We start from the raw sequence: 14,689 nt of genomic DNA on the forward strand, positions 1-14,689 counted from the left end.
TTGTACAGCTTACGTGGACTGTCGAACGCATTCCCGGCGAGTCCAGGGATTGTGCGGAGCCAGGGAAGGTCGGGAGTCAGGGAAAGGGGAGAGCCAGGGAAAGTGGGGAGCCAGGGGATGTGGAGCGCCAGGGATCGCGGGGGAGATGGCAGGATCGGGGGCATGTCCGACGCGCATGCTCCGTACGACGCCCTGCTCCTGCTCTCCTTCGGTGGCCCGGAAGGACCGGACGACGTCGTCCCCTTCCTGGAGAACGTCACCCGCGGGCGCGGCATCCCCAAGGAGCGGCTGGCCGAGGTGGGTCAGCACTACTTCCTCTTCGGCGGGGTCAGCCCGATCAACGCGCAGAACCGCGAGCTGCTGCAGGCGCTGCGCAAGGACTTCGGCGAGCACGGCCTCGACCTGCCGGTCTACTGGGGTAACCGCAACTGGGCTCCGTACCTGGTCGACACGCTGCGTGAGATCGCGGCGGACGGCCACCGCCGCGTGCTGGTGCTCGCCACCAGCGCCTACGCCAACTACTCCGGCTGCCGCCAGTACCGGGAGAACCTGGCGGCGGCGCTGACCGTGCTGCGCGAGGAGCGGGCACCCGGCGCGGCCGAGCTGCGCGTCGACAAGCTGCGCCACTTCTACAACCACCCGGGTTTCGTCGAGCCGATGGTCGAAAGCACGCTGGCTGCTCTCGATTCGCTCCCGGCGAGCGTTCGATCAGACGCTCGCCTGGCGTTCACCACGCACTCGATCCCGACGGCGCTCGCCGACTCCTCGGGCGCCCCCGCGGATCCGGCCCACGGGCGGCCGGGCGGTGCGTATGTGGCCCAGCACCTGGAGGTCGCCCGACTGGTCGCGGAGGCCGTCGCGACGGCGACCGGCGTCGCGGAGCGGCCGTGGCAGCTGGTCTACCAGAGCCGCAGCGGCGCACCGCACATCCCGTGGCTGGAGCCGGACATCTGCGACCACCTCGAGGCCGAGCGGGCCGACGGAGCGGCGGCGGTGGTGATGGTGCCGATCGGTTTCGTCTCGGACCACATGGAGGTCAAGTTCGACCTCGACACCCAGGCGCAGGAGAAGGCCGACGAGCTCGGCCTCCCCGTCGCCCGCGCGGCGACGGTCGGCGCGGACCCGCGCTTCGCCGCGGCCGTACGCGAGTTGGTGCTCGAGCGCGCCGCGGGCGCGCGCGGCGAGGCGGTCACCCGCTGCGCGCTGGGCGCGCTCGGCGCCTCGCACGACCTGTGCCCGGTCGGCTGCTGCCCGGCGCTGCGCGGTGCGGCCCCGGCGGCGGCGGGCGCGGACTGGACGGACTGAGCGGGACCGGGACAGGCAGACAGCACGGAGTCGGTGGACAGCACGGTCGGCAGTCGGCACAGCGTTCGCAGAGAGCAGGGACATACCGCATGACGGATCATCAGGACCTCTACGCCGAACTGCTCGACGTCGCCGTCGAGGCGGCTTCGCGGGCCGGCGCACTGCTGCGGGACGGGCGTCCGGCGCACCTCGGCGTGGCCGCGACGAAGAGCAGCGCGGTCGACGTGGTGACGGAGATGGACCTCGCGGCGGAGAAGCTGATCACCGAGGTGCTCTCCGAGCGCCGTCCGGACGACGGGCTGCTCGGCGAGGAAGGCGCGTCCCGCGAGGGCAGCACCGGCATCCGCTGGGTGGTCGACCCTCTGGACGGCACGGTGAACTACCTCTACGGCCTGCCCGCGTGGTGCGTCAGCATCGCCGCGGAGCTGGACGGCGAGGCCGTGGTGGGGGTCGTCGAGATCGCGCCGCGTGGCGAGCGGGTGCACGCGGTGCGCGGGCGCGGCGCGTATCTGAACGGGCGCGCCCTGGCGGTGCGCCCCGCGCCGCCGATGGACCAGGCGCTGGTGGCCACCGGCTTCGGCTACCTGCGGGACCGGCGCGCGCACCAGGCCGAGGTGGTCGCGGCGCTGCTGCCGCGGCTGCGGGACATCCGCCGCGGCGGATCCGCCGCCGTCGACCTCTGCGACGTGGCGGCGGGCCGCCTGGACGGCTACTTCGAGCGCGGCCTCAACCCGTGGGACTACAGCGCCGGCGCCCTGATCGCCGCCGAAGCGGGCGCCCTCGTGGCCGGCCGCCCCGGCGCCCCCGCCGGCCCCGAACTCACCGTCGCGGCCCCCCAGGGCCTCTTCGAGCCCCTCCAGGAGGCCCTGGAGCAGCTGGGCGCCTGGCACGACTAGCCTGCGCCCGGCGGGGCCCGGCCCTGGCCTGCTGGCCCTCGCCCTCGGCGCCGGACCAGGATTGCAGCGGCTACGCGGGCCGTGACCTGGGCTCGGCCTGCCTCGGCAGACCGCGTGCCCCTCGGCTGTCCGCCCGCCCGACGCGCCGCGGGGGCCCGGCTTCGTGTTGGGCGACGGCTTTCGCGCGGGTGGGCGAGCCGGATCCGAACGGCCCCTGTCGTGCGCGCTCGCTCGCAGTCGGCCGCGAGGGTTCTCGCGCCGGCGCACGACGTCTGAGCGGCCTCTCACGCTTCCCGCGGCATGGAAACGCCCCGGACGACGGATCTGTCCGGGGCGGGAAGCGTGACGGGTCGAGGGTGGCTACTGGATCGAGGCGGCTACGGGTGCTCGGCTACGGGTTACTGGGTGGACCGGCTGAGGCAGGAGTTCAGGCGGCTGTCGGCGGAGCCAGCGGCATCAGTTCGATGCCGTGGTCCGAGGCGAGGCGTCGCAGGTCGTCGAGCTCTGACTGCTCGACCTCGGCCAGGAAGTCGTCACCCGACTCCAGGGCCTGATGCAGGTCCTGCTCGGCGTTCCTTATGCGCTGAAGGATGCCGGCGGTGAAGGCGTCCATGAGGCATGACCCCCTTGCTGAGTGTCGGGCGACCCCGGGTTCACGAATGAGCCCGGCGCGGATGGCCGCACGGCGGGCGGGTGCGACGGACGAAGGCGCCAGAGCGCACGTGGCGCACGTGCATCGCGGGTGTACAGAGCGTCCTGCCCAGGCCGTCTTCGGCGGAAACCTCGGCGAAGCCGGGAATTCCCGCCGGATTCCGCGCCCTCGCCGCGCCGTCGCCGAGTGATCGCCGGGCCGTCGCCGGGCCGTCGCCGAGTGATCGCCGCGCGTTCGTGCCGGGCCCGCTTACCAGTGCTTTACGGGGGCGCGAGGCAGGATGGATGCCTGTGAGCGTGCCCGCGAAGGGTGCGCCGTGCCCGAAAGGACCTGTGGTGCGAGTTCTCGTGGTCGAGGACGAGCAGTTGCTCGCCGATGCTGTCGCCACCGGTCTGCGTCGAGAGGCCATGGCCGTGGACGTCGTCTACGACGGCCAGGCCGCGCTGGACCGGATCGCCCTGAACGAGTACGACGTCGTCGTGCTGGACCGCGACCTGCCGTTGGTCCACGGCGACGACGTCTGCCGGAAGCTGGTCGAGGAGGCGCTGCCGACCCGCGTGCTGATGCTGACCGCCGCCGGGGACATCAGCGACCGGGTCGAGGGACTGGAGCTGGGCGCCGACGACTACCTCCCCAAGCCGTTCGCCTTCAGCGAACTCGTCGCGCGGGTCCGCGCGCTCGGCCGCCGGGCGACGACGCCGTTGCCGCCGGTGCTGGAGCGGGCCGGGATCAGCCTGGACCCGGGGCGTCGCGAGGTGCTGCGTGAGGGCAAGCCGATCGCGCTCGCGCCCAAGGAGTTCGCGGTGCTGGAGGTGCTCATGCGGGCCGGCGGGGCCGTGGTCTCGGCCGAGCAGCTGCTGGAGAAGGCCTGGGACGAGCACACTGACCCGTTCACCAACGTGGTCCGGGTCACCGTGATGACGCTACGACGCAAGCTCGGCGAGCCGCCGGTGATCATCACGGTGCCGGGCTCCGGATACCGGATCTGAGCCGTGGCAGAGGACACTCGGGTCGACGTGCGGGAGTCGCTGCTGCCGTTCCGGCCGACGCTGCGGATCAGGCTGACCATGTTCTACGGCGGGATGTTCCTGCTCGCCGGGCTGGTCATGGTGCTGGTCATGTATCTCTTCGTCGACCAGGCATTCGGCAGCGCGACGCAGATGCCGGCGATACGCGTCGGCCCCAACGTCCAGGTCTACACGGGGGACGGCCGGCTGCTGACCGGCGCCGAGCTCAACGACTACCTCCGCGCCTTCCAGCACGACCACGCGGCGGCGGCGCTGCACCTGCTGGTGCTCAAGTCGCTGGCGGCGCTGACGGCGCTGCTCATCCTCGCCGTCTTCTTCGGCTACGCGATGGCCGGCCGGGTGCTCAGCCCGCTGGGGCGGATCACCCGCACGGCGCGCCAGGTGGCCGGATCCGACCTGCACCGCAGGATCGAGCTCGACGGCCCGGACGACGAGCTCAAGGAGCTCGCCGACACCTTCGACGACATGCTCGACCGGCTCGATCGCTCCTTCGAGTCGCAGCGCAAGTTCGTCGCGAACGCCTCGCACGAACTGCGCACACCACTGGCGATCAACCGGACGCTGCTGGAGGTCCAGCTCTCTGATCCGGCCGCCACGCCGGAGCTGCAGCAGTTGGGGAAGACCCTGCTGGCCACCAACGAGCGCAGCGAGCAACTGGTCGAGGGGTTGCTGCTGCTGGCCAGGAGCGACAACGAGCTCACCGAGCGCAAGCCGATCGACCTGACCGAGGTGGCCCGCCAGGCGCTGGAGCAGATCCGGGGCGACGCGGTCGCCAAGGGCGTCAGGCTCAGCGCGACGATTCCCGCGCCGGCCGGCGCGGTGATGGTCTCGGGGAACGGCGTGCTGCTGGAGCGGGTGGCGCTCAACCTGATCCAGAACGGGGTCAAGTACAACCTGCCTGCGGACGGCTGGGTCGACGTGCAGGTGCACACGGCCCGCGACGGGGCCGGGGAGCTCGTCGTGAGCAACAGCGGGCCGCTGGTGCCCGGTTACGAGGTGGAGCACATCTTCGAGCCGTTCCGGCGCGGCAAGGGCCGTGAGCGGACGCACAGCGACAAGGGCGTGGGGCTCGGGCTCTCGATCGTCCGATCGGTCGTGCGGGCTCACGGGGGGTCCATCGAGGCGGTTCCGCGCTCCGAGGGCGGTCTGCTGATCCGGGTCAGGATCCCGGGCGCGAAGGCACCGCTCACCCCGCCCACGGCGGCCCGTGGCGGGGCGCTGGCCTGAGACCTGCCCAAGACCGCCCGGCGCAAGGTGGGCGGCAGGGCCGCGCGCGGCGAAAGCGCTGGTGAAGTGACCAGCGAGTAACTCTGTTGACAACGGACGGCGAGGCTGTGACGTGGGCCCCCGGCTCTTGCCAGGGGGCGCATCGTCAACCTACGGTGGCGTAACCTACGGAAGCGTAGGTGTGTGCCGTACCGAGAGTTGGATTCACGTGACCATCGCCCCCGACCGCCCCGCCGGCCGTACCCAGTGGACCGATGCGCAGCTGCTCCACGCCCTGGAGGAGGTCGTCGAGCGCGAGCTCAACCGCCACCTGGGCGTCGCCAAGGAGTGGATGCCGCACGAGTACGTGCCGTGGAGCCTGGGCCGTGACTTCGACGGCGTGATGGGCGGCGAGGCCTGGGCCGTCGACCAGTCGCCGGTCACCGAGGTCGGCCGGGTGTCGCTGGTGGTCAACCTCCTCACCGAGGACAACCTGCCCAGCTACCACCACGAGATCGCGACCATGTTCGGCCGCGACGGCGCGTGGGGTACCTGGGTGCACCAGTGGACGGCCGAGGAGGGCCGCCATGCGATCGTCATGCGCGACTACCTGCTGACCGCGCGCGCCGTGGACCCGGTGGCCCTGGAGCGGGCCCGGATGACCCATATGGCCGAAGGCTTCGAGTCGGACAACAACCACTCGATGCTGCACTCGGTGGCCTACGTCGCCTTCCAGGAGCTGGCCACCCGGATCTCGCACCGGAACACCGGGCACCACTCCGGCGACCCGGTCTGCGACCGGATGCTGGCGCGGATCGCGACCGACGAGAACCTGCACATGGTCTTCTACCGGAACCTGGTCAAGGCCGCCCTGGAGATCGCTCCGGACCAGGCGATGCGCGCCATCGCCGACGTCGTGATCAACTTCCGGATGCCCGGCCACGGCATGCCCGGCTTCGAGCGCGCCGCGGTCCAGATCGCCCTCGGCGGCATCTACAACCTGCGGATCCACCACGACGACGTGCTGCAGCCGGTGCTGCGGCACCTGAAGGTCATGGAGGTTTCCGGGCTGGGCCCCGAGGGCCTGCAGGCCCAGCAGGAGCTCGGCGTCTTCCTCGACGGCCTGGATGCCCAGGCGACCCGCTTCGACGAGCGCCAGGCGGCCATCCTGGCCCGTAAGGCGGCCAACGAGGCCAAGGCGGCGGCTCGGGCCGGAGCTACGGCCTAGCGGCTGCAGATGGTCCGGGCAAGGGTGACAAGTCCGGACTTTCCTGAACTGTGATGAGCATCACAACTTGATGCGACCATGTGAGTGTGCGCACAGTTTCAGCCAATTTGTTGCGGAAGCGCCGGTCACGCAGGGTGAGCGACGGGCCTGGAGGGCGGGCCCGTCGTTACGGGGTTTCCGAGGTCCATGATCACGGTAAGTGGTCAGTGAAGCATAGGCCTGATGGCTGTCGTGACCCCGGCGAAATGTGCTCCCGATCACCTCTTCGGGGGGCAAGTCGGGTGTCGATTGAGTAACAGACCTTGAAGTAAGGCAAAATCTCGCCCTCGGGTCGGGCACAAGTCCGACTCCCTGCGCGTTACGTGCGCTGGAGATACCCGCAAGCACCCACAGGGGGAGAGTGATATGGCGACTGACTACGACACCCCGCGTAAGACAGATGACGACCTCAACGAGGACAGCATCGAGGAACTCAAGGCCCGCAGGAACGAGAAGTCGACCAGCTCGGTCGACGTCGACGAGTTCGAGGCGGCCGAAGGTCTGGAGCTGCCCGGGGCGGACCTCAGCAATGAGGAGCTTTCCGTCCGGGTTCTGCCGCGCCAGGCCGACGAGTTCACGTGCATGAGTTGTTTCCTGGTGCACCACCGGAGCCAGCTGGCCAGTGAGAAGAACGGTCAGCCGATCTGCCGGGACTGCGCCGCCTGATCGAGCGGTGTAGGAAGGGGACTCATGGGACCGTTCCGCAAGCCGCAGAGATCCTCGGACGGTGACGAACAGCCGCCGGCCGGCCGCTCATCCAGCGATGCGACAGCACGCGATACGAGTTCAGACTCGGCATCGGACGCGACATCGGTGGATGAGACCACGGCCGACCTGGCCAGGATCGCCGCCGAGATGGAGGTCTGGGACGAGTCCGCGACCGCGGACTCCGTCCCCGCCGAGCGGGGCCGTATGGCCTCGCTCGCAAGGAAGCTGGGTCGTGGCCTCGGCAACGGCGCCAAGGACGGCGCCGTCAGCCTCGCCGACCGTCTGGTCGACGCGGCACCGCGAATCAAGATTCGCGACGTGGCCACGCTCCGCGTCCATCACCCGGGCGCCAAGAGCGCCGAAGAGCTTGCCGACAGGATCGCCGCCGCTGGTGCCCGCGCCTCGGGCGCGGTCGGCGCGGGAGCCGGTGCGGCGGCGATGATGCCGGTACCGCCGGCGATGCCGGTCGAGATCGCGGCCGAACTGCTGGCCGTGGCCGCGGTCGAGTTCAAGATGATCGCGGAACTCTACGAGGCCTACGGGCAGCCCGCCGAGGGCAACGCGAAGCAGCGCTCCGTCGCATATCTGACGGTCTGGTCGCAGCGCCGCGGGATGGACGTCACCAAGCCCGCCACGATCGTGGCCCTGAGCAAGAGCGCGGCCCTGCGCAAGGCGCTGCGCAAGCGCCTCACCCATGCGGGTGTCCGGAAGCTGCCTTCCTTGACGCCCTTCATGATCGGCGCGGCCGCCGGCGCCTTTGTCAACCGCAAGGACACCGCCCGGCTGGCCAAGGAAATCCGCCGCGACCTCCGCGAGCGCCGGCCCACCGACCCGGACTACTGGCGTCACGCGCTGCCGCAGGAGTCGGCGGGGTCGGAAAGGGCGTCGAAGCCGCAGAAGTCGGCGAAGGCCGGGAAGAACCCGCCTCCGCCCCCGGAAGGCCACCAGGCCCCGGGAGCCTGAACGGCGACGTCGGGCGGTCCAGAGCACCCTCCAGGCGGCCCTGAGGTGCACATGGACAGGCCTCGGGTCCTGCACCCATTGGGTCGTCCCGCCGGATGGCACTCAGGATGGCACTCCGCCGAGCTGTAGGCCCTGCCGGACGGCTCCCGCCGGTGACGCCGGGCGGCGCCCTTGGGCCTCGCCCCGGGGCCCCGCACCAGCGCGACCGCGCGCGCCCGTCGGGCGAGCCGCGGGGAGGTCGGCCTGCTCACGCGCCCGGCTGGTCCACGACTCGGGCCGGAAGATCTTCTGTGGGCCGATCGGGAGGCGCGGAGGGCGGCGGTGAGCTGCGATCGGACTGCTTCTGCACGTCGGCTCACGCCCCACAGCGAGTCCAGCAGCCGGGCTGTTGGTCTCCTGTGACCCGGTCTGCGGGCGGGAGCGGTGCAGGGCGCTCGGGCCGACGCGTTTGCCTGGCGCCGCCTGCTCACCGCCGCAGGGCCTGGGCTGGTACCCGGCCGGAGGCCTCAGCGGGCCGCCTGGAGGGCGTCGGCGAGGCGCTGGGGGGTGCGGGTGGAGAGGTAGAGGTAGGGCGTCGGGTCGTCGGGGTCGGTGACCTCGACGCGGAGCGCCGTCGGGATGTAGCCGCGCAGCAGCATGAAGGCGCGCGCGTCGGCCTTGGTGGTGCGCCAGGCGAAGGCCGCCTCGCGGTCCAGCACCTCCGCTCCGCCCAGCGCGGAGAGCGGCACCCGAGCCTGTCCGGCCACCAGGTGACCCTGGACGATCCGGATCCGGGGCGACCCGTAGCTGCTGAGCAGCACCGAGGCCCCCACGCCGCCCACGACCAGGCCGAGCAGGGCCGGCACGGGCCCGAAGACCAGCAGGATCAGCATCATCGAGAGGCCGGAGCCGACCGGGAGCAGCCACAGGACCGCAGGGGCGGAGAGGCGTTCGTCGTACATGGGACCCATTGTGCGCCGCGCGGCCGCGCGGTCCGGCCCCGGGGCCCGCCACGACGCACCCCGCCCCGCAGCCCTCGGTGCCGCCTCGCCGCCGTCGGCTTCCCGGGCGCCTGCTTCGCAGGCCCGTGGGGTCCGCGGGCGGTAGGGTCGCGGGGTGACCGAACCACCCCGTCCCAGCCTGACGCCACCTCCCAACGCGGTTCCTCCCGTTCGCCACCCGGAGGCACCCGCGCCCGGCGAGCTGATCGAGCCGCACTACGAGCACTGCTTCGGCTGCGGTCCCGCCCAGCCGCACGGCCTGCACCTGGCCTCACGGGCCGGGGAGGGCGTCGAGATCTTCGCCGAGTTCACCGTCGCCGCCGCACACCAGGGCGGTCCAGGGCTCGCGCACGGCGGCGTGCTGGTCACCGCGATGGACGACGCGCTGGGCACGCTGAACTGGCTGCTGCACACCGCCTCGGTCACCGCACGGCTGGAAACCGACTTCCGCCGCCCGGTACCCGTCGACTCCACGCTCTACCTGCACACCTGGGTGGACGCGGTCGCCGGACGCAAGATCTACTGCCGCGGCGAGGCCCGGCTGGACGCCCCCGACGGGCCGCTCGCGATCACCGCCAAGGCGCTGTTCATCCAGGTCAAGCTGGACCATTTCGTCACCCATGGCCGGGCCGAGGACATCAAGGCCGCCATGGACAACCCCGATCTGTTCAGGCGCGCCCGCGCCTTCGAGGTGAATCCGTGAGTTCTGTGTTCCACCCCGTCGACGTGCTGCTGCAGCGGCTGGACGACGAGCTGCCCGCCCCCGCGTACGAGCACCCCGGCGACGCCGGGGCCGATCTGCGCACCACCGTCGACGCCGTGCTGGAGCCGGGTGAGCGGGCCGTGCTGCCCACCGGAGTAGCCATCGCGCTCCCCGACGGCTACGCGGCCTTCGTACACGCGCGCTCCGGCCTGGCCGCCCGCTGCGGGATCGCCCTCGTCAATGCCCCCGGAACCGTCGATGCCGGGTACCGTGGTGAGATCAAGGTGATCGTCGTCAACCTCGACCCGCGCGAGCGGGTGGTCTTCCATCGCGGGGACCGGATCGCCCAGCTGGTCGTCCAGCGGGTCGAGAAGGTTCGGTTCCACGAGGTGGCTGAGCTGCCGGGGTCGGCACGCGCCGCAGGAGGCTTCGGGTCGACGGGGGGCCACGCCGCGGTTAGCATTCCCGCGGCCGGGCAGAAAGACTCTTCGGTACCCGACCGGGAAGGACAGTGACCGTGTTCCGTCGTCGCGCCAAGAGCGAGGACGCTGTCGAGCAGCTCGACGAGCTCGTCGACGCCGACAGCGAGGAGATCGCAGGGGCTACCTCCGAGGAGGAGGACGACGCAGACGGGCGTGTGGGCCTGCCGCCCGCGCCGCGCCCCGACGGCCCCTTCGACTTCTCCGAGGTCGAGGACGCCAGGGAGGGCCGGGTCGACCTGGGCGGCCTGCTGGTCCCCGGCGTCGAGGGCATGGAGCTTCGCGTCGAGGTCGCAGGCGACTCGATCGTCGCGGCCACGCTGGTGCTCGGAAACAGTGCGATCCAGCTGCAGGCCTTCGCCGCGCCCCGGTCCGAGGGCATCTGGGGCGAGGTCCGCAAGGAGATCGCCGACGGCATCACCCAGCAGGGCGGTGCGGTCGACGAGGAGGAGGCCGAGCTGGGCTGGGGCCTGCGCGCCCGCGTCCCGGTGCAGCTGCCGGACGGCACGCAGGGCGTGCAGCTGGTCCGCTTCGTCGGCTGCGACGGCCCGCGCTGGTTCCTGCGCGGTGTCATCTCCGGCCAGGCCGCGATGCAGGACGACGCGGCGGGCGTGCTGGAGCAGGTCTTCCGCGAGACCGTGGTCGTCCGCGGTGAGGGTCCGATGGCCCCGCGCGACCCGATCGTGCTGCGCCTGCCCGAGGACGCCCAGATGGTGCCGGACGGCATGCCGCAGCAGCAGGGCCGTCCCGGGGTGGACGACCTGAACCCGTTCGATCGTGGACCGGAGATCACTGAGGTGCGCTGATCACTGAGGTGCGCTGATCACTGAGGTGCGCTGACCTGCTGGTCCGCTGATCCTCCACGGATTCCTCGCGAGGTGCCCGTCCCCCCAGGGGCGGGCACCTGCTAGTTTTCCGGGCACAGGTTGTGCGGGCACAGAACTTGTGGGGGAGCGCATGGCAGGAACCGGTGGAAGCGTACTGGCCGAGGGCGAGGCGGCCGCGAGCGCGGGCAGGGCGATGGTCGAGGTGGTCGACCTGCACCGGAGCTTCGGCAGCGGGGAGACGGCCGTGCACGCGCTGCGCGGTGTCTCGTTCACGGCCCGTCGGGGCGAACTCACCGCGCTGAAGGGGCGATCAGGCTCCGGCAAGACCACCTTGCTCAACCTCGTCGGCGGCCTCGACCGGGCCAGCAGCGGGACGGTCAGGGTGGACGGCCAGGATCTGTCCGAGCTCGGCGAGAACGGCCTGCTTGACCTGCGCAGGGACCGGATCGGCTTCGTCTTCCAGTCCTTCGGCCTGCTGCCGATCCTGACCGCCGCGGAGAACGTCGGCGTGCCGATGCGGCTGCGCCGCCTGCCCGCCGCGGAGCGGGAGGAGCGGGTGCGCGAACTGCTCGCGCTCGTCGGTCTCGCCGACCACGCCGGTCAGCGGCCGGGCGAGCTCTCCGGCGGGCAGCAGCAGCGGGTGGCGATCGCGCGCGCGCTGGCCAACCGACCGGCCCTGATCATCGCCGACGAGCCGACCGGTCAGCTGGACTCCGACACCGGGCGGTCTGTCATGCAGCTGCTCAGGGCGGTCGTGCGCAGCGAGGGCGTCACCGCCCTGGTCGCCACCCACGACCCGAACCTGATGGAGCTGTCCGACCGGATCCTCGACCTCCGCGACGGCCGGATCGTCAATAGCTGACGGCCAGTTGCACTACCCAAGGGGTGCGAGGCTCTGCTCGATGAACCGCGTGCGCGAGAAACCACCCTGCGCGGATGGCCCTGCGCGTTGAGGACCATGCTGACGTCAGTGGCTTGTCGCGCAGTTCCTCGCGCCCCTTGAGGTGCTGCAACTACCAGACGGACGGCTTGCGCCCCGCCCACGGCCTTGCGGCCTCGAGCTGGGCCGAGAGCGAGATCAGCGTGGCTTCGTCGCCGTAGCGGCCGCCGAGCATGACGCCGATGGGCAGGCCGTCCGCGTTCCAGTGCAGCGGCAGGTTGACGGCAGGCTGGCCGGTGGCGTTGTAGAGCGGCGTGAATGGTGTGAAGTGGACCAGGCTGTCGAACTCGGACGCCGGGTCCGCGTCGTTGCGCAGGCCGCCGACCGGAGCCGGGGGCTGGGCCAGGGTCGGGCTGAGGATCACGTCGTAGGCCGCCTGGAGCTGGGAGACCAGCAGCCCGACCGCGCGGAAGGCGTAGAGCGCGGTGGCGAAGTCCGGCCCGGAGACCTCGCGGCCGAGCTTGCGCAGATGCCGCGTCAGCGGCATCAGCTTCTCCTCGTCCTCGGGCGCGACCGGCGTCTGAGTCGCCATCACGGCCCAGACCTGGCCGAAGACCGTGCGCAAGGTGTCGTCGGCGGGCAGGTCCAACTCCTCGACGTGGTGCCCGAGGCCCGTGAGCAACTCGGCGGTCTCGCGGGTGGCCGCGACGCAGTCGGAGTGGACGGTGACGCCGGGCGCGGGCGAGGAGGTCAGCACCGCGACCCGCAGCACGCCGGGCTCGCGCTGGGCGTAGGCGCGGAAGGTCTCGCCGGCGGGGAGCGAGGGCGCGGCGTAGGGCTCGCCGGGCATCGAGCCGGCCAGCACGTCGAGTAGTGCGGCCGCGTCCGCCACGGTGCGGGCCAGCGGGCCGCTGGTGGACAGGCCGCTGACGTCGTAGAAGGTCGGGCCCGAGGCGACGCGGCCACGGCTGGGCTTGATGCCGTAGAGCCCGCAGACGGACGCCGGGATGCGGATCGAGCCGCCGCCGTCGCTGCCGTGGGCGAGCGGGGCGAGGCCGGAGGAGACCGCCGCGCCCGCGCCGCCGCTGGAGCCGCCGGCCGAGCGGTCCAGGTCCCAGGGGGTGCGGGCCGGGGCGGCGATCTTGTTCTCGGAGTAGCAGGGGAGCCCGAACTCGGGCGTCTGCGTCTTGCCGAGCATCACCGTCCCTGACTGGCGCAGCCGGGTCACCACGTGGTCGTCGACGAGGGGGACGTTCTCGGCGTAGGCGAGGGAGCCGAGGGTGGCCTTGACGCCCGCGACGAAGTTGAGGTCCTTGACCGGGACCGGGACGCCGTGGAGCGGCGACAGCGCCCGGCCCTCGCGCCGGGCCTCGGTGGCGTCGGTCTCGGCCTGGGCGGCCTGGCCGAGCGCGAGTTCGGGGGTGACCGTGACGAACGCGCCGACGGTGTCGTTGAGTTGCCCGATCCGGTCGAGATAGTGCTGCGTCAGTTCAACGGGGGAGAGCTTCCCCGCCGCGATCATTTCGCCCTGCTCCAACGCGGTCAGATCGTGCAGCTGCGTCATCCCCGGCCTCCTCGCCGTTCCTGTCCTGCCCTGTCTTGCTCTGCCCTGTCCCGCGGCGAGCTACTTGCGGGTAGCTCCCGCCGCGATCCTCGCATCGCGAGGGAAGCCACGCCAGGGTCGGAGCAGGACGGAGACAGAGCAGGACGGAGAGGGAGAGGGCCGGTCCGACGGCGGATTCGAGGCGGGAGATCCGGCCGCTCGTCCTCAGGTTGCCGAAGGACTGCCCGGCTGGGGCCGGCATGCCGGCGGGAGCTTCGAGCCGCGAGAACGGGCGCGGCCGCCCGGGATTTTCCGGTGGCCGCGCCCGCTCCCACGCTCGGCGGGGGCCCTGCTTCAATGGACGGGAGCTACAGCCCCTGCCAGTGCGGCTTGGCCGCGAAGGTGGCGCGGAAGTAGTCGGCGAGCTTGAGGCCGGCTGCGGCCGCCTCGTCCACGACGACGGTGGCGTGCGGGTGCAGCTGCAGCGCCGAGGCGGGGACCAGCGCGGAGACCGGGCCCTCGACGGTGGCCGCGACCGCCTCGGCCTTGCCGGCGCCGGTGGCCAGCAGCACCAGGTGGCGGGCGTCCAGGATGGTGCCGATGCCCTGGGTGATGACGTGGTGCGGGACCTGGTCGATGTCGTCGGCGAAGAAGCGCGCGTTGTCGATCCGGGTCTGCTCGGTGAGCGTCTTGATCCGGGTGCGCGAGGCGAGCGAGGAGCAGGGCTCGTTGAAGCCGATGTGTCCGTCGGTGCCGATGCCCAGCAGCTGGAGGTCCACGCCGCCGGCGTTGGCCAGGGCCTGGTCGTAGGCCTCGCAGGCGGCGACGATGTCCGCGGCGGAGCCGTCCGGGCCCATGAAGGAGGACTCGGCGAGGCCCAGCGGCTCTACGACCTCGCGCAGCACGACGGAGCGGTAGGACTCGGGGTGTCCGGCAGGCAGGCCGACGTACTCGTCGAGCTGGCAGATCCGGGCCCGGGAGGCGTCGACCTGACCGGCGCCGACCTTGGCCGCGAGAGCCTGGTAGATCGGGAGCGGCGTCGAGCCCGTGGCCACGCCCAGAAGCGCGTCCGGCTTCCGGGTGAGCAGGTCGGCGATCGCCGAGGCGATGAGCTCTCCGCCCGCTGCGGCGTCAGGAACGATCACAACTTCCACGCTGGCCTACCGATCTAGAGGTATGTCCGGGTCTCAGACGTATGTCCGGGTCCAAAGGTGCGCGCGCGGCGCGTACGCACTATGTGGTATAGACCAAT

At 71.7% G+C, this 14,689-nt stretch carries 15 protein-coding genes; 11 read left to right on the forward strand and 4 right to left on the reverse strand.

The genetic code is table 11. The features are described from left to right. Positions 1 to 162: 162 nt before the first annotated feature. Together ABIA32_RS14160 and ABIA32_RS14165 are read left to right on the forward strand one after the other, a co-directional pair. A complete protein-coding gene (locus tag ABIA32_RS14160; protein ID WP_370094747.1) occupies positions 163 to 1,305 on the forward strand; it encodes a ferrochelatase in 1,143 nt (380 codons plus the stop codon). Positions 1,306 to 1,394: 89 nt separating this feature from the next. Next, positions 1,395 to 2,201, forward strand: a complete 807-nt coding sequence (locus ABIA32_RS14165) for an inositol monophosphatase family protein (RefSeq protein ID WP_370094749.1) — start codon at positions 1,395 to 1,397, stop codon at positions 2,199 to 2,201. A gap of 427 nt (positions 2,202 to 2,628) precedes the next feature. On the opposite strand, the gene ABIA32_RS14170 is transcribed toward ABIA32_RS14165, so the two are convergent. Further along, positions 2,629 to 2,814 (reverse strand): hypothetical protein, encoded by a 186-nt coding sequence (locus tag ABIA32_RS14170; RefSeq protein WP_370094751.1) that lies wholly within the window; start codon positions 2,812 to 2,814, stop codon positions 2,629 to 2,631. A 374-nt stretch (positions 2,815 to 3,188) separates the two neighbouring features. Here ABIA32_RS14170 and ABIA32_RS14175 point away from each other — a divergent pair, with 374 nt between their 5' ends. The 5 genes from ABIA32_RS14175 to ABIA32_RS14195 all read left to right on the forward strand — a co-directional run bounded on the left by ABIA32_RS14175 (position 3,189) and on the right by ABIA32_RS14195 (position 8,025). Next, positions 3,189 to 3,842, forward strand: a complete 654-nt coding sequence (locus ABIA32_RS14175) for a response regulator transcription factor (protein WP_370094753.1) — start codon at positions 3,189 to 3,191, stop codon at positions 3,840 to 3,842. A 3-nt stretch (positions 3,843 to 3,845) separates the two neighbouring features. Then, positions 3,846 to 5,108, forward strand: coding sequence for a sensor histidine kinase (locus ABIA32_RS14180; protein ID WP_370094755.1), 1,263 nt, complete (start codon positions 3,846 to 3,848; stop codon positions 5,106 to 5,108). Between the two features lie 208 nt (positions 5,109 to 5,316). After that, on the forward strand, positions 5,317 to 6,315 hold the full coding sequence (locus ABIA32_RS14185; RefSeq protein ID WP_370094757.1) for an acyl-ACP desaturase: 999 nt from the start codon (positions 5,317 to 5,319) through the stop codon (positions 6,313 to 6,315). A gap of 405 nt (positions 6,316 to 6,720) precedes the next feature. After that, on the forward strand, positions 6,721 to 7,020 hold the full coding sequence (locus ABIA32_RS14190; protein ID WP_037607432.1) for a DUF4193 domain-containing protein: 300 nt from the start codon (positions 6,721 to 6,723) through the stop codon (positions 7,018 to 7,020). A gap of 147 nt (positions 7,021 to 7,167) precedes the next feature. Further along, on the forward strand, positions 7,168 to 8,025 hold the full coding sequence (locus ABIA32_RS14195; RefSeq protein WP_370094759.1) for a hypothetical protein: 858 nt from the start codon (positions 7,168 to 7,170) through the stop codon (positions 8,023 to 8,025). Positions 8,026 to 8,531: 506 nt separating this feature from the next. Here ABIA32_RS14195 and ABIA32_RS14200 read toward each other — a convergent pair. Next, on the reverse strand, positions 8,532 to 8,975 hold the full coding sequence (locus tag ABIA32_RS14200; protein ID WP_370094761.1) for a DUF3093 domain-containing protein: 444 nt from the start codon (positions 8,973 to 8,975) through the stop codon (positions 8,532 to 8,534). Between the two features lie 145 nt (positions 8,976 to 9,120). Here ABIA32_RS14200 and ABIA32_RS14205 point away from each other — a divergent pair, with 145 nt between their 5' ends. From ABIA32_RS14205 to ABIA32_RS14220, 4 genes are all read left to right on the forward strand, one after another. After that, positions 9,121 to 9,708, forward strand: a complete 588-nt coding sequence (locus tag ABIA32_RS14205; protein ID WP_370094763.1) for a PaaI family thioesterase — start codon at positions 9,121 to 9,123, stop codon at positions 9,706 to 9,708. A 5-nt stretch (positions 9,709 to 9,713) separates the two neighbouring features. Next, positions 9,714 to 10,223 carry a dUTP diphosphatase gene (dut, locus tag ABIA32_RS14210; RefSeq protein WP_370095140.1) on the forward strand — a complete coding sequence of 170 codons (510 nt, stop codon included), beginning with the start codon at positions 9,714 to 9,716 and terminating at the stop codon, positions 10,221 to 10,223. 2 nt (positions 10,224 to 10,225) lie between these two features. Then, a complete protein-coding gene (locus ABIA32_RS14215; RefSeq protein WP_370094765.1) occupies positions 10,226 to 10,993 on the forward strand; it encodes a DUF3710 domain-containing protein in 768 nt (255 codons plus the stop codon). A gap of 151 nt (positions 10,994 to 11,144) precedes the next feature. Then, positions 11,145 to 11,876 (forward strand): ABC transporter ATP-binding protein, encoded by a 732-nt coding sequence (locus ABIA32_RS14220; protein WP_370094767.1) that lies wholly within the window; start codon positions 11,145 to 11,147, stop codon positions 11,874 to 11,876. Between the two features lie 151 nt (positions 11,877 to 12,027). On the opposite strand, the gene ABIA32_RS14225 is transcribed toward ABIA32_RS14220, so the two are convergent. Both ABIA32_RS14225 and nagB read right to left on the reverse strand, forming a co-directional pair. Further along, positions 12,028 to 13,458, reverse strand: a complete 1,431-nt coding sequence (locus ABIA32_RS14225; protein ID WP_370094769.1) for an amidase — start codon at positions 13,456 to 13,458, stop codon at positions 12,028 to 12,030. Between the two features lie 347 nt (positions 13,459 to 13,805). Further along, positions 13,806 to 14,591: a glucosamine-6-phosphate deaminase gene (nagB, locus tag ABIA32_RS14230; RefSeq protein WP_370094771.1), complete on the reverse strand. Its 786-nt coding sequence runs from the start codon at positions 14,589 to 14,591 to the stop codon at positions 13,806 to 13,808. Positions 14,592 to 14,689 lie beyond the last annotated feature (98 nt).

It is taken from the genome of Streptacidiphilus sp. MAP12-20, assembly GCF_041262525.1.
In the GTDB taxonomy this organism is placed as follows: domain Bacteria; phylum Actinomycetota; class Actinomycetes; order Streptomycetales; family Streptomycetaceae; genus Streptacidiphilus.